Origin of the sequence: Pseudomonas sp. lyk4-TYG-107, assembly GCF_030209055.1 — a bacterium.
Classification (GTDB): domain Bacteria; phylum Pseudomonadota; class Gammaproteobacteria; order Pseudomonadales; family Pseudomonadaceae; genus Aquipseudomonas; species Aquipseudomonas putida_A.
In genome coordinates, this window is the sequence record NZ_JARVST010000014.1 from 23,345 (window position 1) to 41,584 (window position 18,240).

At 61.2% G+C, this 18,240-nt stretch carries 18 protein-coding genes; 9 read left to right on the forward strand and 9 right to left on the reverse strand.

The features are described 5' to 3' along the window. Window positions 1–121 precede the first annotated feature (121 nt). From QRN61_RS13175 to lnt, 4 genes are read left to right on the forward strand one after another with little or no spacing between them, the layout of a single operon-like run. The gene (locus QRN61_RS13175; RefSeq protein ID WP_007960560.1) at window positions 122–1,120 is read left to right on the forward strand and encodes a PhoH family protein; all 999 of its coding nucleotides are present in this window, start codon (window positions 122–124) and stop codon (window positions 1,118–1,120) included. After that, window positions 1,113–1,607, forward strand: a complete 495-nt coding sequence (gene ybeY, locus QRN61_RS13180; RefSeq protein WP_027612885.1) for an rRNA maturation RNase YbeY — start codon at window positions 1,113–1,115, stop codon at window positions 1,605–1,607. Before QRN61_RS13175 ends, ybeY begins: the two co-directional genes overlap by 8 nt. A 5-nt stretch (window positions 1,608–1,612) precedes the next feature. Next, entirely contained in the window at window positions 1,613–2,452 is an 840-nt protein-coding gene (locus tag QRN61_RS13185) for a CorC family transporter (RefSeq protein WP_027612886.1), read from the forward strand. A gap of 14 nt (window positions 2,453–2,466) precedes the next feature. Next, on the forward strand, window positions 2,467–3,990 hold the full coding sequence (gene lnt, locus QRN61_RS13190; RefSeq protein WP_096795276.1) for an apolipoprotein N-acyltransferase: 1,524 nt from the start codon (window positions 2,467–2,469) through the stop codon (window positions 3,988–3,990). A gap of 87 nt (window positions 3,991–4,077) precedes the next feature. On the opposite strand, the gene QRN61_RS13195 is transcribed toward lnt, so the two are convergent. Continuing rightward, window positions 4,078–4,839 carry a YdcF family protein gene (locus QRN61_RS13195; protein ID WP_285373975.1) on the reverse strand — a complete coding sequence of 254 codons (762 nt, stop codon included), beginning with the start codon at window positions 4,837–4,839 and terminating at the stop codon, window positions 4,078–4,080. 105 nt (window positions 4,840–4,944) lie between these two features. Continuing rightward, window positions 4,945–5,268 (reverse strand): hypothetical protein, encoded by a 324-nt coding sequence (locus QRN61_RS13200; RefSeq protein WP_096796296.1) that lies wholly within the window; start codon window positions 5,266–5,268, stop codon window positions 4,945–4,947. A gap of 256 nt (window positions 5,269–5,524) precedes the next feature. On the opposite strand from QRN61_RS13200, the gene leuS reads away from it, so the two are divergent. The 5 genes from leuS to QRN61_RS13225 all read left to right on the forward strand — a co-directional run bounded on the left by leuS (window position 5,525) and on the right by QRN61_RS13225 (window position 11,633). Then, the gene (gene leuS, locus QRN61_RS13205; protein ID WP_097089330.1) at window positions 5,525–8,131 is read left to right on the forward strand and encodes a leucine--tRNA ligase; all 2,607 of its coding nucleotides are present in this window, start codon (window positions 5,525–5,527) and stop codon (window positions 8,129–8,131) included. Window positions 8,132–8,219: 88 nt separating this feature from the next. After that, complete coding sequence (locus tag QRN61_RS13210; RefSeq protein ID WP_007960576.1) at window positions 8,220–8,825, forward strand: LPS-assembly lipoprotein LptE; 606 nt, start codon at window positions 8,220–8,222, stop codon at window positions 8,823–8,825. A gap of 39 nt (window positions 8,826–8,864) precedes the next feature. Further along, window positions 8,865–9,902: a DNA polymerase III subunit delta gene (gene holA / locus QRN61_RS13215; protein WP_097089332.1), complete on the forward strand. Its 1,038-nt coding sequence runs from the start codon at window positions 8,865–8,867 to the stop codon at window positions 9,900–9,902. Window positions 9,903–10,084: 182 nt separating this feature from the next. Then, window positions 10,085–10,249: an alternative ribosome rescue factor ArfA gene (gene arfA / locus QRN61_RS13220; protein WP_027612891.1), complete on the forward strand. Its 165-nt coding sequence runs from the start codon at window positions 10,085–10,087 to the stop codon at window positions 10,247–10,249. A 61-nt stretch (window positions 10,250–10,310) separates the two neighbouring features. Continuing rightward, window positions 10,311–11,633 (forward strand): lytic murein transglycosylase, encoded by a 1,323-nt coding sequence (locus QRN61_RS13225; RefSeq protein ID WP_285373980.1) that lies wholly within the window; start codon window positions 10,311–10,313, stop codon window positions 11,631–11,633. A gap of 100 nt (window positions 11,634–11,733) precedes the next feature. On the opposite strand, the gene QRN61_RS13230 is transcribed toward QRN61_RS13225, so the two are convergent. From QRN61_RS13230 to mltB, 7 genes are all read right to left on the reverse strand, one after another. Beyond that, window positions 11,734–12,699 carry a S66 peptidase family protein gene (locus QRN61_RS13230; protein WP_285373981.1) on the reverse strand — a complete coding sequence of 322 codons (966 nt, stop codon included), beginning with the start codon at window positions 12,697–12,699 and terminating at the stop codon, window positions 11,734–11,736. A 129-nt stretch (window positions 12,700–12,828) separates the two neighbouring features. Beyond that, window positions 12,829–13,827, reverse strand: a complete 999-nt coding sequence (gene lipA, locus QRN61_RS13235; protein ID WP_160768663.1) for a lipoyl synthase — start codon at window positions 13,825–13,827, stop codon at window positions 12,829–12,831. A 25-nt stretch (window positions 13,828–13,852) separates the two neighbouring features. Next, window positions 13,853–14,500 carry a lipoyl(octanoyl) transferase LipB gene (gene lipB, locus QRN61_RS13240; protein WP_027612894.1) on the reverse strand — a complete coding sequence of 216 codons (648 nt, stop codon included), beginning with the start codon at window positions 14,498–14,500 and terminating at the stop codon, window positions 13,853–13,855. Then, complete coding sequence (locus QRN61_RS13245) at window positions 14,500–14,775, reverse strand: DUF493 domain-containing protein (protein ID WP_027612895.1); 276 nt, start codon at window positions 14,773–14,775, stop codon at window positions 14,500–14,502. The genes lipB and QRN61_RS13245 overlap by 1 nt, the downstream gene beginning before the upstream one ends. A gap of 85 nt (window positions 14,776–14,860) precedes the next feature. Further along, the gene (locus QRN61_RS13250; protein WP_003228546.1) at window positions 14,861–16,018 is read right to left on the reverse strand and encodes a D-alanyl-D-alanine carboxypeptidase family protein; all 1,158 of its coding nucleotides are present in this window, start codon (window positions 16,016–16,018) and stop codon (window positions 14,861–14,863) included. A gap of 187 nt (window positions 16,019–16,205) precedes the next feature. Beyond that, window positions 16,206–17,216, reverse strand: a complete 1,011-nt coding sequence (locus QRN61_RS13255; RefSeq protein ID WP_007960588.1) for a septal ring lytic transglycosylase RlpA family protein — start codon at window positions 17,214–17,216, stop codon at window positions 16,206–16,208. Then, complete coding sequence (gene mltB / locus QRN61_RS13260; protein ID WP_007960589.1) at window positions 17,216–18,226, reverse strand: lytic murein transglycosylase B; 1,011 nt, start codon at window positions 18,224–18,226, stop codon at window positions 17,216–17,218. Before mltB ends, QRN61_RS13255 begins: the two co-directional genes overlap by 1 nt. Between the last annotated feature and the right edge of the window lie 14 nt (window positions 18,227–18,240).

Here is an 18,240-nt window from a genome sequence, read left to right on the forward strand (position 1 = left end):
CTCCCACAGGTACAGCGCCAGGGGCATGAATCGGGCGAGTTCATATAAGAGCTTTCGCACCCACGCCACTGGCGTTATCCTTGATTTCATCTTAATTGCCCCAGGGCGGCTAAATACGACCTTGAACGCACCCATAGAACCACATCGTTTTATCCTCGAGCCCTTTGAGGCTCGCCGCTTCGCCAATCTGTGCGGGCAATTCGACGAGCATCTGCGCTTGATCGAACAGCGCCTGGCCATCGAGATCCGCAATCGCGGAAACCAGTTCGAGCTGATCGGCGACCCCAAGCACACCACGTCTGCGGAAAACCTGCTGCGCCGCCTGTACCGCGAAACCAAGGGTACCGAGCTGTCGCCAGACATGGTGCACCTGTTCCTCCAGGAATCGGCCGTGGTCGAACTGGACAACCACGCCCCCGCCGAAGCCTCCGTCGCCCTGCGCACCAAGAAAGGCATGATTCGCCCACGCGGCTTGAATCAGCTGCGCTACGTGAAGGAAATCCTCGGCAACGACATCAACTTCGGCATTGGTCCGGCCGGTACCGGCAAGACCTATCTGGCCGTGGCTTGCGCCGTCGATGCCCTGGAGCGCGAGCAGATCCGCCGCATCCTGCTGGTACGTCCGGCGGTTGAAGCGGGTGAAAAACTCGGCTTCCTGCCCGGCGACCTGAGCCAGAAGATCGACCCGTACCTGCGCCCGCTGTACGACGCCCTCTACGAAATGCTCGGCTTCGAATATGTGGCCAAGCTGATCGAGCGCCAGGTGATCGAAGTCGCGCCGCTGGCCTACATGCGCGGTCGTACGCTGAACAACAGCTTCATCATTCTCGACGAAAGCCAGAACACCACCGTCGAGCAGATGAAAATGTTCCTGACCCGGATCGGCTTTGGCTCCACCGCGGTCATCACCGGCGACATCACCCAGGTCGACCTGCCGCGCGGCACCAAGTCCGGGCTGCATCATGTGATCGAAGTACTCAAGGATGTCCCGGGCATCAGTTTCACCCACTTCCAGCCTAAAGACGTCGTGCGCCATCCATTGGTGCAGCGGATCGTCGAGGCCTACGAGCGCTTCGAGACCCGTGCCGAAGCCGCCAGGGAAACCTCGCGCGATGCTTGAGCTGGATCTGCAAATCGCTACCGAAGCGAACGCCCCGAGTGAAGCCGACTTCCGCAAATGGTGCGAACTGGCCCTGCGCCAGCGCAGCGCCGACTCGGAAATGACCATTCGTCTGGTCGACGAGGAAGAAGGTCGTGAGCTCAATCACACCTGGCGCCATAAGGATTACGCGACCAACGTCCTGTCGTTCCCGGCCGAAGTCCCTGACGAGTTTCTCGACATCCCGCTGCTCGGCGATCTGGTGATCTGCGTGGCCGTGGTCGAGCGCGAAGCTGCCGAGCAAGGCAAGGAACTCCAGGCCCATTGGGCACATCTAGTCATTCACGGCTGCTTGCATCTGCTCGGTTACGACCATATAGATGACGACGAAGCCGAAGAAATGGAAGCACTGGAACGCGAGTTGCTTGCCGAACTGGGCTATCCCGATCCGTACGCGGACGACGAAGCCGATACATCCCCTATCGTTACAACAAAGGATTCAGAGTAATCGCTATGAGCGAAGATCGATCGAGCAACGGGCAGAAGTCATGGCTGGGTAAACTGACCCAGGCTTTTGCCCACGAGCCGAAGAACCGTCAGGAGCTGCTTGAGCTGCTGCGTGATGCACATCAGAACAAACTGCTGGACAGCGAAGCGCTGGCCATCGTCGAAGGCGCCATTCAGGTGGCTGACCTGCAAGTCCGCGACATCATGGTGCCGCGCTCGCAGATGATCAGCATCAAGGCGAACCAGACACCCCGTGAATTCCTCCCGGCCGTGGTCGACTCGGCCCACTCGCGCTATCCGGTCATCGGCGAAAGCCACGACGACGTGATGGGCGTGCTGCTGGCCAAGGATCTGCTGCCGCTGATCCTCAAGGAGAACGGCGACAGCTTCAACATCAAGGACCTGCTGCGCCCGGCCACCTTCGTGCCCGAGTCCAAGCGTCTGAACGTGTTGCTGCGTGAATTCCGCGCCAACCACAACCACATGGCCATCGTCATCGACGAATACGGCGGCGTCGCCGGCCTGGTGACGATTGAAGACGTGCTGGAACAGATCGTCGGCGACATCGAAGACGAGCACGACGTCGAAGAAGACAGCTACATCAAGCCGCTGCCCAGCGGTGACTTCCTGATCAAGGCCCTGACGCCGATCGAGAACTTCAACGAGTTCTTCGACAGCGAATTCTCCGACGACGAATTCGACACCGTCGGCGGCTTGGTGATGAGCGCGTTCGGGCACTTGCCAAAACGCAACGAAATCACTGAAATCGGCGCCTATCGTTTCCGCATCCTGAACGCCGACAGCCGTCGGATTCATTTGCTGCGACTGACGCCAATCGCTCGTTAAATCTAAGGACTGAAATGCGCTGGACAACCCGCCCCGGCTGGCCCGGTAACCTGCTGGCCGTGGCGGCCGGTGCAATCACCACCTTCGCCCTCGCCCCGTTCAACATCTGGCCGCTGGCTTTGCTCGCGGTTGGGCTGTTCTACGCCGGCCTGCGCGAGCTGAAACCGCGTCAGGCGCTGGGCCGTGGCTGGTGTTTCGGTTTCGGCCTGTTCGGCGCCGGTACCAGCTGGATTTACTACAGCATCCACCATTTCGGTGGCGCGTCGGTGCTGCTGGCCGGGTTCCTGATGCTGCTGTTCACCGCAGCGATCGCGTTTTTCTTCGCCCTGCCCGCCTGGGTCTGGGCGCGCTGGTTGCGCCGCAATGAAGCACCGCTGGCCGATGCGCTGGCGTTTGCCGCGCTGTGGGTCGGGCAGGAAGCGTTTCGTGGCTGGTTCCTCACTGGTTTTCCGTGGCTCTACTCCGGCTACAGCCAGCTCGACGGCCCATTGGCCGGGCTCGCGCCGGTGGGCGGCATGTGGTTGGTGTCGTTCGTTCTGGCGCTGACTGCGGCGCTGATCTACAACGCACCGCGTCTGCTGCAAACCGGTCGTAAAGGCTTTATCGCGGCCGGTTTGCTGTTGCTGGTCGGGCCATGGGTGGCGGGTATTGCGCTCAAGGGCCACGCCTGGACCAGTCCGTCTGGCCCGGCACTGAGCGTCGCTGCGATTCAGGGCAACGTCGAACAAAGCATGAAATGGGATCCGGCGCAGCTTAACGCGCAACTGGCGCTGTATCGCGACCTGAGTTTTCGCTCGAAGCCGGTGGACCTGCTGATCTGGCCGGAAACCGCGGTACCGGTGCTCAAGGAGTCCGCCGAGGGCTACTTGAACATGATGGGCAACTTCGCCGCCGAGCGTAAATCGGCGCTGATCACCGGCGTGCCGATCCGCGAGACGGTTCGTCACGAAAAACGCTTCTTCAACGGCATCACCGTGGTCGGCGAAGGCGATGGCACTTACCTCAAGCAGAAACTGGTGCCGTTCGGTGAATACGTACCGTTGCAGGATCTGCTGCGCGGGTTGATTGCGTTCTTTGATTTGCCAATGTCCGACTTCGCTCGCGGGCCGGCGGATCAGCCGTTGCTGCAGGCCAAGGGTTATCAGATCGCGCCGTTCATCTGCTACGAAGTGGTGTACCCGGAATTCGCCGCTGGGCTGTCGGCACGCAGCGATCTGCTGCTGACGATCAGCAACGACACCTGGTTCGGCACCTCGATCGGCCCGCTGCAACACCTGCAAATGGCGCAAATGCGCGCACTTGAGGCAGGCCGCTGGATGATCCGTGCTACGAACAACGGCGTGACCGGGCTGATCAACCCGTTCGGGCAGATCACCGAGCAGATCCCGCAGTTCGAGCAGGGCATTCTGTATGGCGAAGTGGTGCCGATGCACAACCTGACGCCGTACCTGCAATGGCGCTCATGGCCGCTGATCATTGTCTGTGTGCTGCTGTTTGGCTGGGCGCTGATGGCGAGCCGGATGTCGAAAACCCTATAAAAGCAAAGATCGCAGCCTGCGGCAGCTCCTACAGGGAAAACACGAATCCCCATGTAGGAGCTGCCGCAGGCTGCGATCTTTTGATCTTCAGCGGTAAAACAGCGAATACCCCACCTGCCCCACCGCCTCATTCAGCAACTGTCCGCTCTGCCAGATCGACTTGAACTCCGGCAGCCAGCCACCAAACGGTCGTGCATTATCGGTTCCCAGAAACCCTACGGGCGCCGGCACCACTTCGAATCCCGCCTGCTGAAAACACCACACGGCGCGCGGCATGTGCCAGGCCTGCGTGACTACCACAATGCGCTTGATGCCTTGCGGCAACAAAATGTCGGCGCTGAACTTGGCGTTTTCCCAGGTGGTACGGCTCTCGCCTTCCTGCCAACGCGTGGTCACGCCGAAATCATCGAGCAGCGAATCGGCCATCAGCTTCGCTTCCGTCGGCGGCGTGCCGTAATGCAAGCCACCGCTGGTCAGAATCGGCAGCCCGGAGGCCTTGGCCAGTCGCGCCGCATAGCGCTGACGCTCCAGCCCCACGCCGGTTGGCTGGTCCTCGCCCCAGGCCAGATCGCCGCGCTCGCGCCCGGAACCCAGCACCACGATGGCATCGGCGCGCTGCGCCAACATCGACCACGCGTCACGGGGCAGCGGCGGCTCACGCTCCAGCGCCTTGGCGCCCCACTGCACCACCACCGGCAGGCTCATCAGCCAGAAACCACCCAGGCCAAGGGCAAAACACAGGCCGGCCAGCCGTGGCCGGGAGCGGCGCAGCCACCAGGCGACCAGCAACAGCAGCAAAAGAATGCCGGGCGGCAATAGAAGTTGTTTGATGAAGTAACGCAAAGGCATCGGGGCATCTCCAGAGATGCCCGAAGCCTAAGAGTGTTAATGAAACGTTACAACCGATAGGTAGGATCCTGTTGGAAAAGATCCGTTACTTGACCTGCCATGCGATTACTTGGCCTGCACAGAACGAACCTTTACGGTGTCTCTGCCGGGCGCCTTGTCCTTGAGCCAGATGACCTTGGCTGAATGTGCTGCATCGAGCTGTTTCACTGCCTGCGACAGGTATCCATGCGATTCACGCTCACTGCGATCCAGATAGGCCTTGACCAGTTTGAACTCGGCGGGGCTCAAGCCACGCAATTCCAGTTCCACGGGGCGCTCATCGCGCAGCCGGCCAGCGGTTTTTGCAGCGTCGAGCGCCATGCCCAGACGATCCATCAACCGTTCATACAACTCGGGTTTCGTCACGTTTTTTTGCCGTTGCTCCACCATCCCTCACCTCATTGAAGATAAGACTCACTCCCCAATAAGAGCTTAGCTTCGCTGCACAAACCGGCTGAACGCCGCGACCAACGGCCCTCGCCACGGTTTTCCGGGGCCAGACAGCTGTAATCAGGGTTTCCCTAGGCCAAGCGCGGTCATGTATGCTACGGCGCTTCCTGTCATTCCACTTCCAGCCTGTCCGGAGCATCCCCCGGAGGGCGCGTTGAAGAGGATTAGGCCACCCCTATCCAGTACAAAAGTAGCCATGCACGAACAATATCAGCCCCGTGAAATCGAAGCCGCCGCCCAGTCGTTCTGGGACGAGCAAAAGTCCTTTGAAGTCAGTGAACAGCCAGGCAAGGAAACCTACTACTGCCTGTCGATGTTCCCTTACCCCAGCGGCAAGCTACACATGGGGCACGTGCGCAACTACACCATCGGCGACGTGATCTCCCGCTACCAGCGCATGCAAGGCAAGAACGTTCTGCAACCGATGGGTTGGGACGCCTTCGGCATGCCGGCGGAAAACGCCGCGATGAAGAACAATGTGGCGCCCGCCAAGTGGACCTACGAAAACATCGCCTACATGAAGTCCCAGCTGCGCAGCCTGGGCCTGGCGGTGGACTGGTCCCGTGAAGTGACCACCTGCAAGCCGGATTACTACCGCTGGGAACAATGGCTGTTCACCCGCCTGTTCGAAAAAGGCGTGATCTACCGCAAGAACGGCACCGTGAACTGGGACCCGGTCGACCAGACCGTGCTGGCCAACGAACAGGTGATCGATGGTCGCGGCTGGCGCTCCGGCGCGCTGATCGAAAAGCGCGAAATCCCGATGTACTACTTCAAGATCACCGCTTACGCGGATGAGCTGCTGGAGAGCCTCGACGAACTGACTGGCTGGCCGGAACAGGTCAAGACCATGCAGCGCAACTGGATCGGCAAATCCCGCGGCATGGAAGTGCAGTTCCCGTACAACGTCGACTCGATCGGCGAAGCAGGCACCCTCAAGGTCTTCACCACCCGTCCGGACACCCTGATGGGCGCGACCTACGTTGCCGTGGCAGCCGAGCACCCGCTGGCCACCCAGGCAGCGCAGAACAACCCAGAGCTGCAAGCCTTCATCGCCGAATGCAAGGGCGGCAGCGTGGCTGAAGCCGACGTCGCCACTCAAGAGAAAAAAGGCCTGCCGACCGGCCTGTTCGTCGAGCACCCGCTGACCGGTGAAAAACTTCCGGTCTGGGTCGCCAACTACGTGCTGATGCACTACGGCGACGGCGCCGTGATGGCAGTTCCGGCGCACGACGAGCGCGATTTCGAATTCGCCCACAAGTACAACCTGCCGGTGAAATCGGTGGTGCGCACCAGCTCCGGCGACACCAACCCGGCTCCGTGGCAAGACGCCTACGGCGAGCACGGCACGCTGATCAACTCCGGCGAGTTCGACGGCCTGGACTTCACCGGCGCGTTCGACGCCATGGAAGTCGCCCTGATCAAGAAAAACCTCGGTGCCTCGCGCACTCAGTTCCGCCTGCGCGACTGGGGCATCAGCCGTCAGCGCTACTGGGGTTGCCCGATCCCGATCATCCACTGCGCCACCTGCGGTGACGTGCCGGTGCCGGAAGACCAGTTGCCGGTGGTGCTGCCGGAAGACGTGGTGCCGGACGGCGCCGGTTCGCCGCTGGCGCGCATGCCGGAATTCTACGAGTGCAACTGCCCGAAATGCGGCCAGCCTGCCAAGCGTGAAACCGACACCATGGACACCTTCGTCGAGTCCTCCTGGTACTACGCCCGTTACGCCTCGCCGCACTTCGAAGGTGGCCTGGTGGAAAAATCCGCGGCCGACCACTGGTTGCCGGTGGATCAGTACATCGGTGGCATCGAACACGCCATTCTTCACCTGCTGTACGCGCGTTTCTTCCACAAGCTGATGCGTGACGAAGGTCTGGTCAGCTCCAACGAGCCGTTCAAGAACCTGCTGACCCAGGGCATGGTGATCGCCGAGACTTACTATCGTCGCGAAGCCAACGGTGCCTACACCTGGTTCAACCCGGCGGACGTGGAACTCGAGCGTGACAGCAAGGCCAAGGTCATCAGCGCCAAATTGAAATCCGACGGCTTGCCGGTGGAAATCGGTGGCACCGAGAAAATGGCCAAGTCGAAGAACAACGGCGTCGACCCACAGTCGATGATCGATCAGTTCGGCGCCGACACCTGCCGCCTGTTCATGATGTTCGCTTCGCCGCCGGACATGAGCGCCGAATGGTCGGACTCCGGCGTTGAAGGCTCGCACCGTTTCCTCAAGCGCGTCTGGCGCCTGGCGCAGGCCCACGTCACTCAGGGCCTGCCGGGCAAGCTGGACATCGCCGGCCTGAACGACGAGCAGAAAGCCGTGCGCCGCGCCATCCACCTGGCCATCAAACAGGCCAGCCATGACGTCGGCCAGAACCACAAATTCAACACCGCCATCGCTCAGGTGATGACGCTGATGAACGTGCTGGAAAAAGCTGCGCAAGGCACCGAACAGGACCGCGCGCTGATTCACGAAGGTCTGGAAGCCGTGACGTTGTTGCTGGCTCCGATCACGCCGCACATCAGCCATGAGCTGTGGAATCAACTGGGCCACGCTGACCCGGTGATCGATGCCGGCTGGCCTGCGGTCGATGAAAGCGCACTGGTGCAGGACAGCCTGCAACTGGTCATTCAAGTGAACGGCAAGCTGCGTGGCCAGATCGAAATGCCGGCCAGCGCCACCCGCGAAGAAGTTGAAGCGGCGGCCCGCGCAAACGAAAACGTGCTGCGTTTCGTCGACGGTCTGACCATTCGCAAAGTGATCGTTGTACCAGGGAAACTGGTTAACATCGTCGCCAGCTAAATTGGATTGGGCGTCAGGTTCGCCTGACGCACTGTAAAACCTTTCGGGCCGCAGGGTCGGCCCACATGGTTTCAAGGGGAGCAACACAATGATCAAACGCAATCTGCTGGTGATGGGCCTCGCCGTTCTGCTGAGCGCCTGCGGTTTCCAGCTGCGTGGCACCGGCACCAACGAACTGTCGATCAAGGAGCTCGATCTGAGCGCCCGTAACGCGTATGGCGAGACCGTCACCCAGCTGCGTCAGGTGCTCGAGTCCAGCGGCGTCAAGGTCTACAGCGGTGCACCGTACAAGCTGTATCTGGCTGACGAACAGGAAAACCAGCGCATCCTCAGCTACGCCGGTGCCGGTCGTACGGGTGAGTACCAAGTGACCACCGTGCTGAACTACGACATCGTAGGCGAACACAATCTGAACCTGTTGAGCGACAAGCTTGAAGTGCAGAAAGTGTTCATCCACGACGGCAACAACCTCGTCGGCTCCGATCAGGAAGCCAACGACGCCCGTCGCGAAACCCGTCGCGAACTGGTTCAACGCATGATGCTGCGCCTGCAACAGCTGACGCCGGGCCAACTGCAGCAATTGCAGCAAGCGGCCAACGACCGTGCCCGGGCTGAAGCCGACGCGCTGAAGGCGGCACAGAAAGCTGAAGCGGAAACCCCGCGTCAGTCGCCGCTCGAACTGCCGCAGCAGTAAGACGTACGGGGCGCTCAGGCGCCCCGTTCGCCCTCTCTTATGAAGCTCGCTCCCGCTCAACTCGGCAAACACCTGCAAGGCGCGCTCGCGCCCGTCTATATCATCAGCGGCGATGACCCGCTGTTGTGCCAGGAAGCCGCCGACGCCATTCGCAGTGCTGCCCGCCAGCAAGGTTTCGACGAACGCCAGGTGTTCGCCGCCGACGCCAATTTCGATTGGGGGACCTTGTTGCAGGCCGGCGCCAGCATGTCGCTGTTCGCCGAAAAACGCCTACTGGAACTGCGCCTGCCTTCGGGCAAGCCCGGTGACAAGGGCGCTGCCGCGCTGATCGAATACTGCTCGCGCCCCGCTGAAGACACGGTGCTGCTGATCAGCTTGCCCAAGCTCGACGGCAGTGCGCAGAAAACCAAGTGGGGCAAGGCCCTGGTCGAAGGCCAGCAGACCCAGTTCATCCAGATCTGGCCGGTGGATGCCAACCAGTTGCCGAGCTGGATTCGCCAGCGTCTGTCGCAAGCCGGTTTGTCGGCCAGCCAGGACGCGGTCGAACTGATCGCCGCACGCGTCGAGGGCAACCTGCTCGCCGCCGCGCAGGAAATCGAAAAGCTCAAGTTGATGGCCGAAGGTGGGCAGATCACCGTCGAAACCGTGCAGGCCGCAGTGGCCGACAGTGCGCGCTTCGACGTGTTTGGCCTGACCGACGCCGTGCTCAACGGCGAACCGGCCCACGCCTTGCGCATGCTTGAAGGCCTGCGCGGTGAAGGCGTCGAGCCACCGGTTATTCTCTGGGCACTGGCGCGGGAGTTGCGCCTGCTGGCCAATATCTCGCTGCAGTACAGCCAGGGCACGCCGCTGGACAAGTGCTTCAGTCAGGCGAAACCTCCGGTCTGGGACAAGCGCAAACCGCTGATGAGCAAAGCCCTGCAACGCTACTCGGCGCAACGCTGGGCGCAGTTGTTGCTCGAAGCCCAGCGCATCGATGCGCAGATCAAGGGTCAGGCCGCCGGTTCGCCGTGGATGAGCCTGAGCCGGTTGGCGTTGTTGATGTCCGGCCAGCGTCTGACTCTTCCCGCCGAATAATCTGTCATACCGTATAACGACCCTTCGCGAGCAGGCTCGCTCCCACATTGAAGTGCTTTCCAACTGTGGGAGCGAGCCTGCTCGCGAAAGCGTCAGAACATTCCTACATATCAGGGACTGGACAGACGTCCAACATCGGCAGATTATTTCCCCCGCAAAACCACTCACTCGAGAGAACCCTCATGAGCAAAAAGCCATCGAAACATGGCCCGAACAAGGCCAAATCCATCATCGCCCAACCCCTGTTCCGCAGTCGCCAGGAACGACCAACCAAGGGTAAAGGCAGCTACCGCCGCGAAGCCTTCCAGTCTAATAGCTGGGAGGCTTCTTACTTTCTGGCTGCCTGAAGCACTGCACCCCCTGGTCATGTTAAGGTCTGCACCTGATTCGTATTCCCTGGAACTGTGCATGCCCTTCAGTCTTTCCCGTCGTTGGCCCGTTCGCCAACTGATCGCTGCCTCCAGCTTCATTCTGCTTGTCGCCTGCGCGGAAAAACCTACCGCCGCCGATGCGCAACCCCTTCAAGCCGCCCCTGTCGCAACAGCCCCGGCAATCATCCCGCCGGTAGTGCCGTCCGCTGACCCTCTCGATTTACAGCCAACCCAGACCTTTGCCGAATGGCAGGCGGGTTTCCGCAAGGATGCCTTGGCAGCCGGGATCCGCGCCGATCTGTTCGACCGCGCGTTTGCCAATGTCAGCTTCGATGCCAGTGTGATCAAAGCCGACCGCAGCCAGCCGGAGTTCTCTCGTCCGGTATGGGAATACCTCGATGGCGCCCTGTCGCCGCTGCGAGTGCGCAAGGGGCAGGCGCTGATCAGTCAGTACGCCGACATCCTGCAAAGCATCGAACAGCGCTATGGCGTGGATCGCCAGGCACTGGTGTCGGTATGGGGCATGGAAAGCAACTTCGGTCAGTTCCAGGGCACCAAATCGGTGATCAACTCGCTGGCGACCCTGGCCTACGAAGGCCGTCGCCCCGCATTTGCTCATGCACAACTGATCGCGGCGCTGCAGATCCTGCAACAGGGCGATATCACTCCGGAGAAAATGCTCGGCTCGTGGGCCGGCGCGATGGGCCAGACCCAGTTCATTCCGACGACCTTCAACACCCACGCCGTGGATTTCGACGGTGACGGCCGCCGCGACATCTGGGGCAGCCCGGCCGATGCCCTGGCCTCCACAGCGCATTACCTGCAAAGCTCCGGCTGGCAGCGTGGTCAGCCATGGGGCTTCGAAGTGCAACTGCCGAGCGGCTTCAACTACACCTTGGCCGATGGCGCGATGCGCAAGACCGTCGCTGAATGGCGTCAACTGGGGGTGATTCTGCCCAATGGCGGTCAGGCCCCGGCCGGCTCGGAACAACTGTCTGCCGCCCTGCTGCTGCCGGCCGGTTACCGTGGCCCGGCGTTCCTGATCCTCGATAACTTCCGGGCGATCCTCAAGTACAACAACTCGTCGTCCTACGCACTGGCGGTCAGCCTGTTGTCCGAGCGCTTCAACGGCGCAGGCCTGATCAACGGCACCTGGCCGAAAGACGATCTGCCATTGAGCCGTACCGAACGTATCGAATTGCAGACCCTGCTGAGCGTGCGTAACTACGATGCGGGAACGGCGGACGGGATTATCGGCGCCAATACACGCAAGGCGATCCGCAGTGCCCAGCAGGCGCTGGGTTGGCCGGCGGACGGGTATCCGACGCATAAGCTGCTTGAGAGCCTGCGCGCCCAATAGAAACACTGCCGTATGGCGGGTATCGCTTTCGCGAGCAGGCTCGCTCCCACAGTTGACCGTATTCCAATGTGGGGGCGAGCCTGCTCGCGAAGACTGACTGTCAGGCAATAACCGTTTCAGTCTTGATCACCACATCCTGTTCCAACATCAATTCCTTCTTCCCCGCATCCAGTCGAACCAGCGCCCCCATCGGCAGCGTCAGGTTCGGATCACAATGCCCGCTGCGCCACCCCGACAGCACCGGAATCCGTAACGGCTCGAACGTCTGCTTGAGCAAGCGATTCAGCGCCTCGACATCGACCCCGGCGACATCCCCCACCAGCACACCGCGCAATCTGGCCAGCTTGCCGGCCAGACGCATCTGCGTGAGCAAACGGTCGATGCGGTACAGCGGCTCGTTGACGTCCTCGATCAGCAGAATCACGCCCTCGACATCAATCTCATACGGTGTGCCCAGCGTTGCGGCGATCATCGCCAGATTGCCGCCGAGCAAACGCCCGTGCGCAATACCCGGTTCGACCGTGGTCAACGGATAAGCCACCGGATGGCTCAACACACTCCCCGCCTTCAACTGACCGCGCAGCATGGCGAAGAATGAAGTGACAGTCGGCGGCTCCTTGTCGCCCAGCAAATCGGCGTTGAGCAGCGGGCCGTGGAAGGTCACGAACCCGGCGTAGCGACTGATCGCCAGATGCAGCGCGGTGATGTCGCTGTAGCCGACAAACGGCTTGGCGTGGCGGCTGAGCAGATCGTAATCGATCCGGTCCAGCAGGCGCGGCGTACCGTAGCCGCCGCGCAGGCAGATGATCGCGTCGACTTCGGGATCGGCGAACGCGGCATGCAGGTCGTTGAGGCGTACGTCATCGCTGCCGGCCAGATAGCCGTCCTTCTCGTAGACACCGGGGAACACTTTCAGCACATACCCGCGGGCGCGCATCCACTGCACAGCCTTTTCCGTGTCCAGCGCACCGGGGCCGGCGGGCGCGATCACGCCGATCTGCCCTTCGGACGGCAGCGCCGGTACGGGTTTATGCGGAAAAAGGCGGTGGGTCGGTCGAACGGTCATCCATGGGTCTCCCTGTGTGAAGTCTTGCAGACACAGTAGTCAGGTCCAGAGACAAACAAAAGAGTGCGCGGCAGGCCCAAACAAAAATACCCGCCGAGGCGGGTATTTTTCGAGGCTATCTGCGCCGGATCAGGAACCGAGCAGCTCGGCCTTGACCAGTTTCGCCTGCTCGTCAGCGTGATACGACGAACGTACCAGCGGGCCGGAAGCAACGTTCTTGAAGCCCATCTTGTAGCCTTCTTCGGCGAACCAGGCGAAGGTGTCCGGGTGCACGAAACGCTGCACCGGCAAGTGGCTGCGCGACGGTTGCAGGTACTGGCCGAGGGTCAGCATGTCGATGTCGTGTTCGCGCATGCGCTTCATTACTTCGATGACTTCTTCGTCGGTCTCGCCCAGACCCAGCATCAGGCCGGATTTGGTCGGGATGTGCGGCATCATCTGCTTGAAGCGTTGCAACAGGGTCAGCGACCACTGGTAATCCGAACCCGGACGCGCAGCCTTGTACAGGCGCGGCACGGTTTCCAGGTTGTGGTTGAACACATCCGGCGGCTCGGCAGCGGTGATTTCCAGGGCGATGTCCATGCGGCCACGGTAGTCCGGGACCAGGGTTTCCAGCTGCACGTTCGGCGACAGCTTGCGGATCTCGCGGATGCAGTCGGCAAAGTGCTGGGCACCGCCGTCGCGCAGGTCGTCGCGGTCAACCGAGGTGATCACCACGTACTTGAGCTTGAGGTCGGCAATGGCGATCGCCAGGCTCTCCGGCTCGTTGACGTCCAGCGGCTTCGGACGGCCGTGGCCAACGTCGCAGAACGGGCAGCGACGGGTGCAGATGTCGCCCATGATCATGAAGGTCGCGGTGCCGCCGGAGAAGCACTCGCCCAGGTTCGGGCAGGAGGCTTCTTCGCAGACGCTGTGCAGCTTGTGCTTGCGCAGCAGACTCTTGATCCGGTCGACTTCCGGCGAAACCGGGATGCGCACGCGAATCCAGTCGGGTTTCTTCGGCAGTTCGGTGGTCGGAATGATCTTTACCGGGATGCGTGCAACCTTCTCGGCGCCGCGCAGCTTGACGCCGGCTTCAACCTTGGGACGCGGGGCCGGGCGCTCGGTCACGTCGAGCGTCGGGATCATGGTTTGCACTGCATCAGTAGTCATATCAGTCGATTCCGCCCGTCAGGGTCGTCTGCTCAGCATAGTCGAGGTGTTTGACGAGCTGCGCGCGCAGCCGGGCACTTACCTCGGCAAATTCAATCGATCCTGCGTGGTCGCTCAGCTGGGTCATTGCCAGCCCGGCATAGCCGCAGGGATTAATCCGTCGAAACGGCTCCAGGTTCATATCCACGTTCAGGGCCAGGCCATGAAAGGAGCAACCGTGGCGAATCCGCAAACCCAGAGAAGCGATTTTCGCTCCGTCGACGTAGACGCCGGGAGCATCTGGCTTGGCGGCGGCGGTGACGCCGTAGCTGGCCAGCAGTTCGATCAGGCACTGTTCCATGCGCGTGACCAGATCACGTACGCCGAAACCCAGCTTGCGCACATCCAGCAACAGGTAAGCCACCAATTGGCCCGGGCCATGATAAGTCACCTGCCCGCCGCGATCGACCTGTACCACCGGGATATCGCCCGGCAGCAACAGGTGTTCGGCCTTGCCGGCCTGGCCTTGGGTGAACACCGGAGGGTGCTCGACCAGCCAGATTTCGTCGGCGGCATCGCTGCCGCGTTCGTTGGTGAAGCGTTGCATGGCATGCCAGACCGGCTCGTAAGCCATCTGGCCAAGTTCGCGAAAGCCCAGCGTGCCCGGCATCACAACACCATGTGCACGAAACCGGAAGCCCGCAGTTCGCTGTTGATGTTGTACAGCTGATCCTGGTCTGTCGCGACGATGTGCAGCTGGATGGTGGTGTACTTGCCGTTGCTGCTTTGACGCTCGTCGATGCGCTCATCATTGATGGTTGCGTGTTTCTTGACGATGTCGATGATTTTGTCTTTGTTGCCGACGCCCGTATCGCTGATCACCTTAATCGGATAATCAGTCTGCGGAAATTCGATCTTTGGCGCCTTTACTTCGGTATCGGTCATGGCGTAACGGCCTCTAGAGCGCAAGCCGTGGTAACGCACATGGCCCCGCACCGGATCGGGGCGGGGCCATGCAGGTCAACACAAATCAGTTGAACAAGCCGTAGAAGAATAGACGGATGCTATCCCACATGCGGCGGAAGATACCACCCTCCTCGACAGCGTCCAGAGCGATCAGGTCAGCGCTGTGCACTACCTTGTCGTCCAGTTTCACTTCGACTTTACCGATCACGTCGCCCTTGGCGATTGGCGCGGTCAGTTGCGGGTTCATGGTCATGCTGGCAGCGAGCTTTTTCAGCTGGCCTTTTGGCAGGGTCATGGTCAGGTCTTCAGCCAGGCCGGCCTTGACTTGACTGGTGGTGCCTTTCCACACCGGGGCCTGAGCCAGTTCGGTGCCCTTCTGGTAGAAGGTCTGGGTTTCGAAGAAACGGAAACCGTAGGTCAGCAGCTTCTGGGTTTCAGCGGCGCGCGCCACTTCGCTGTTGGTGCCGAACACCACGGCGATCAGACGCTGGCCATCACGGACAGCCGAGGACACCATGCAGTAGCCGGCTTCGTCGGTGTGACCGGTTTTCAGACCGTCAACGGTCTTGTCGCGCCACAGCAGCAGGTTGCGGTTAGGCTGCTTGATGCCGTTCCAGAAGAACTCTTTCTGCGAGTAGATCGCGTAGTGAGCCGGGTCTTCGTGGATGATCGCACGGGCCAGGATCGCCATGTCGTGAGCCGACGAGTAGTGCTCCGGGTTCGGCAGACCAGTCGGGTTCATGAAGTGCGAGTTGGTCATGCCCAGATCGGCGACCGTCTTGTTCATCAGGTCGGCGAACGCGTCTTCACTGCCGGCGATGTGCTCGGACAGCGCAACGCTGGCGTCGTTGCCGGACTGGATGATGATGCCGTGCAGCAGGTCGCTGACGGTCACTTGCGAGCCGACTTTGATGAACATCCGCGAGCCGCCGGTACGCCAGGCGTTTTCGCTGACGGTCACCGGGTCGTTCTCACCGATCTGGCCACGACGGATTTCCAGCGTAGCGATGTACGCGGTCATCAGTTTGGTCAGGCTGGCTGGCGGCAGACGCTGGTCACCGTTGTTCTCCACCAGCACGTTGCCGCTGCTGGCGTCCATGAGCACGTAGGCTTTTGCAGCCAGTTGAGGTGGCGACGGCATCATCTCGGCCGCGAAAGCGGCTGGCGAGAGGAGCAGCGGGACTAGCAGACACAGGCGTTTGGCAAAGGTGGTGATGTTCATCCGTCTCTCGAAATCGCTAATGGAAACTTGCCCGAAGGCAAAACTATTCAGACAGCCTTCTAACGGGCCATCGCGTGTTCAGTTGCTCACTCCAGTCACCCTTGCCGGGCTTTTGTTCTTCGACGAGCCAACAACCTGGTTCACCCCCCAAAACCGCAAGTGAACCGTCAATCAAGTGCTACGTTTCTTACTCGGTGACCACGCTCGGCGAGCCGAGATTGGCCAGGCGCACGCTGTTCTGCACCTGGGCGATCTCACCCGGCGACCCGATCGGCCCCAGGCGTACCCGGTGCAGGGTCTGCTGATTGCGCACGATCGAGCTGATGAACACCGGAGCGCTCACCATCCCGCTGAGCTTCGACCTCAGGAGTTCTGCAGCGTCCGGGTTGGCGAACGCGCCCACCTGCAGATACTGGCCAGACGCTGGTGCAGAAGCGTTTTTTTTTGCGCTGATCTGTACAGGGACAGTGTCAGAGGCATGTTGCTGCGGCGGCGGGGTCCACTGCTCGATGGTACCGGCCGACGCCGTGATCACCGGGGCGCTATTCTGCGCGACTTGCGGCTCGTTGAGCATCAGCGGCGCCGGACGGCCCTTGGCGGCCCACCATTGCTGCGGATCGATGCCCTCGACCTTGACCCGCGCGGTGCCGATTTCGGCATAACCGAGCTTCTTCGCGGCCGCGTAGGACAAGTCGATGATCCGGTCCGAATAGAACGGCCCGCGATCGTTGACCCGCAGGATCACGCTCTTGTTGTTGTCCAGGTTGGTCACCCGAACGTAACTTGGCAGTGGCAGAGTCTTGTGAGCGGCACTCATGCCGTACAGGTCATACACTTCGCCGTTGGCGGTGTTCTGCCCGTGGAACTTGGTGCCGTACCAGGACGCCGTGCCCGAGGCGACGTAGGTCTTGGATTCCTGCAACGGGAAATAGGTCTTGCCCAGCACGGTGTAAGGGTTGGCCTTGTACGGGCCGGTGTGCAGGGTCGGCGTGGCGTCCGGGATCCGCGAAACATCGACATCCCACCACGGCGCGCCGTCTTTGTGCGCGCGGTTAATGTCCAGCCCCGGCTGCGCACGTACGGCGGTAGACGAGGTCTTCTGGGTTGGCGCGCGGCTGGTCGAACAGCTGGCGACCAGCACCGCCAACGCGGCGAATGCCACCAGCTTCAGGGGTTTATTGATAGGCAATGCCCGCATTACTTGACGCCCCGTGCTTTTACCAGCTCTTCAGACAGTTGATGTACGGCCATGGCGTACATCACGCTGCGGTTATAACGCGTGATCGCGTAGAAATTCTTCAGGCCCATCCAATATTCAGGGCCGTTGTCGCCTTCGAGGCGAAATGCAGTAACCGGCATATCATCGCGCAGCGCATCATGACTTGACCAGCCCAGCGCCCGCAACTCTCCGACCGTTTTCGTCGGCTCGATGCCGGTGGTCAGGCCTTCATCGACCTGCTCGCCGCGCACATCGGCGCGACTGACCACTGGTTCCCCGGCGACCCAGCCATGCCGTTTGAAGTAACTGGCCACGCTGCCGATCGCATCGTCCGGATTGGTCCAGATATTGATGTGACCGTCACCGTCGAAATCCACCGCATAGGCGCGAAAGCTGCTCGGCATGAATTGCGGCAAGCCCATCGCCCCGGCGTACGAGCCTTTGAGGGTCAATGGATCGACCTGTTCTTCACGGGCCAGCAGCAGGAACTCACGCAATTCCTTGCGGAAAAATTCGGCACGGGGAGGATAGTCGAAACCGAGCGTGGACAATGCATCAATCACCCGGTAATTGCCGGTATTACGTCCGAAAAAGGTCTCGACGCCGATGATCGACACGATGACTTGTGCCGGTACGCCGTATTCCTGCTCGGCACGGGCCAGTACGGCCTCGTGCTGGCGCCAGAAGTCCACACCACGGGCGATGCGCGCGTCGGTGATGAACATCGGGCGATATTCTTTCCACTGTTTGACCCGCTCGGCGGGTTTGGAGATGGCGTCGAGAATCGCCTGCTTGCGCTGCGCCTCGCGGAACACCGCCATCAGTTGCTCGCCGGCAAAACCGTAGTCGCGGGTCATTTCACCGACGAATTCGGCCACCTGCGGTGAGCCTTCGTAATCGCCGGCCAGCGCTTCCTGCGCGCTGCCAAGGATGCCGACCAGGCCGACCCACGGCGCGTAACGAGTCGCCCAGCTGCGCATGACTTGCATTGAACTCTTCACCT

Bases quoted from the DNA above. Each gene is read 5' to 3' on its own strand.
- ybeY (WP_027612885.1), top strand. From the start codon at position 1,113: ATGCTTGAGCTGGATCTGCAAATCGCTACCGAAGCGAACGCCCCGAGT.
- QRN61_RS13185 (WP_027612886.1), top strand. From the start codon at position 1,613: ATGAGCGAAGATCGATCGAGCAACGGGCAGAAGTCATGGCTGGGTAAA.
- lnt (WP_096795276.1), top strand. From the start codon at position 2,467: ATGCGCTGGACAACCCGCCCCGGCTGGCCCGGTAACCTGCTGGCCGTG.
- QRN61_RS13195 (WP_285373975.1), bottom strand. From the start codon at position 4,839: ATGCCTTTGCGTTACTTCATCAAACAACTTCTATTGCCGCCCGGCATT.
- QRN61_RS13200 (WP_096796296.1), bottom strand. From the start codon at position 5,268: ATGGTGGAGCAACGGCAAAAAAACGTGACGAAACCCGAGTTGTATGAA.
- leuS (WP_097089330.1), top strand. From the start codon at position 5,525: ATGCACGAACAATATCAGCCCCGTGAAATCGAAGCCGCCGCCCAGTCG.
- QRN61_RS13210 (WP_007960576.1), top strand. From the start codon at position 8,220: ATGATCAAACGCAATCTGCTGGTGATGGGCCTCGCCGTTCTGCTGAGC.
- holA (WP_097089332.1), top strand. From the start codon at position 8,865: ATGAAGCTCGCTCCCGCTCAACTCGGCAAACACCTGCAAGGCGCGCTC.
- arfA (WP_027612891.1), top strand. From the start codon at position 10,085: ATGAGCAAAAAGCCATCGAAACATGGCCCGAACAAGGCCAAATCCATC.
- QRN61_RS13225 (WP_285373980.1), top strand. From the start codon at position 10,311: ATGCCCTTCAGTCTTTCCCGTCGTTGGCCCGTTCGCCAACTGATCGCT.
- QRN61_RS13230 (WP_285373981.1), bottom strand. From the start codon at position 12,699: ATGACCGTTCGACCGACCCACCGCCTTTTTCCGCATAAACCCGTACCG.
- lipA (WP_160768663.1), bottom strand. From the start codon at position 13,827: ATGATCCCGACGCTCGACGTGACCGAGCGCCCGGCCCCGCGTCCCAAG.
- lipB (WP_027612894.1), bottom strand. From the start codon at position 14,500: ATGCCGGGCACGCTGGGCTTTCGCGAACTTGGCCAGATGGCTTACGAG.
- QRN61_RS13245 (WP_027612895.1), bottom strand. From the start codon at position 14,775: ATGACCGATACCGAAGTAAAGGCGCCAAAGATCGAATTTCCGCAGACT.
- QRN61_RS13250 (WP_003228546.1), bottom strand. From the start codon at position 16,018: ATGAACATCACCACCTTTGCCAAACGCCTGTGTCTGCTAGTCCCGCTG.
- QRN61_RS13255 (WP_007960588.1), bottom strand. From the start codon at position 17,216: ATGCGGGCATTGCCTATCAATAAACCCCTGAAGCTGGTGGCATTCGCC.
- mltB (WP_007960589.1), bottom strand. From the start codon at position 18,226: ATGCAAGTCATGCGCAGCTGGGCGACTCGTTACGCGCCGTGGGTCGGC.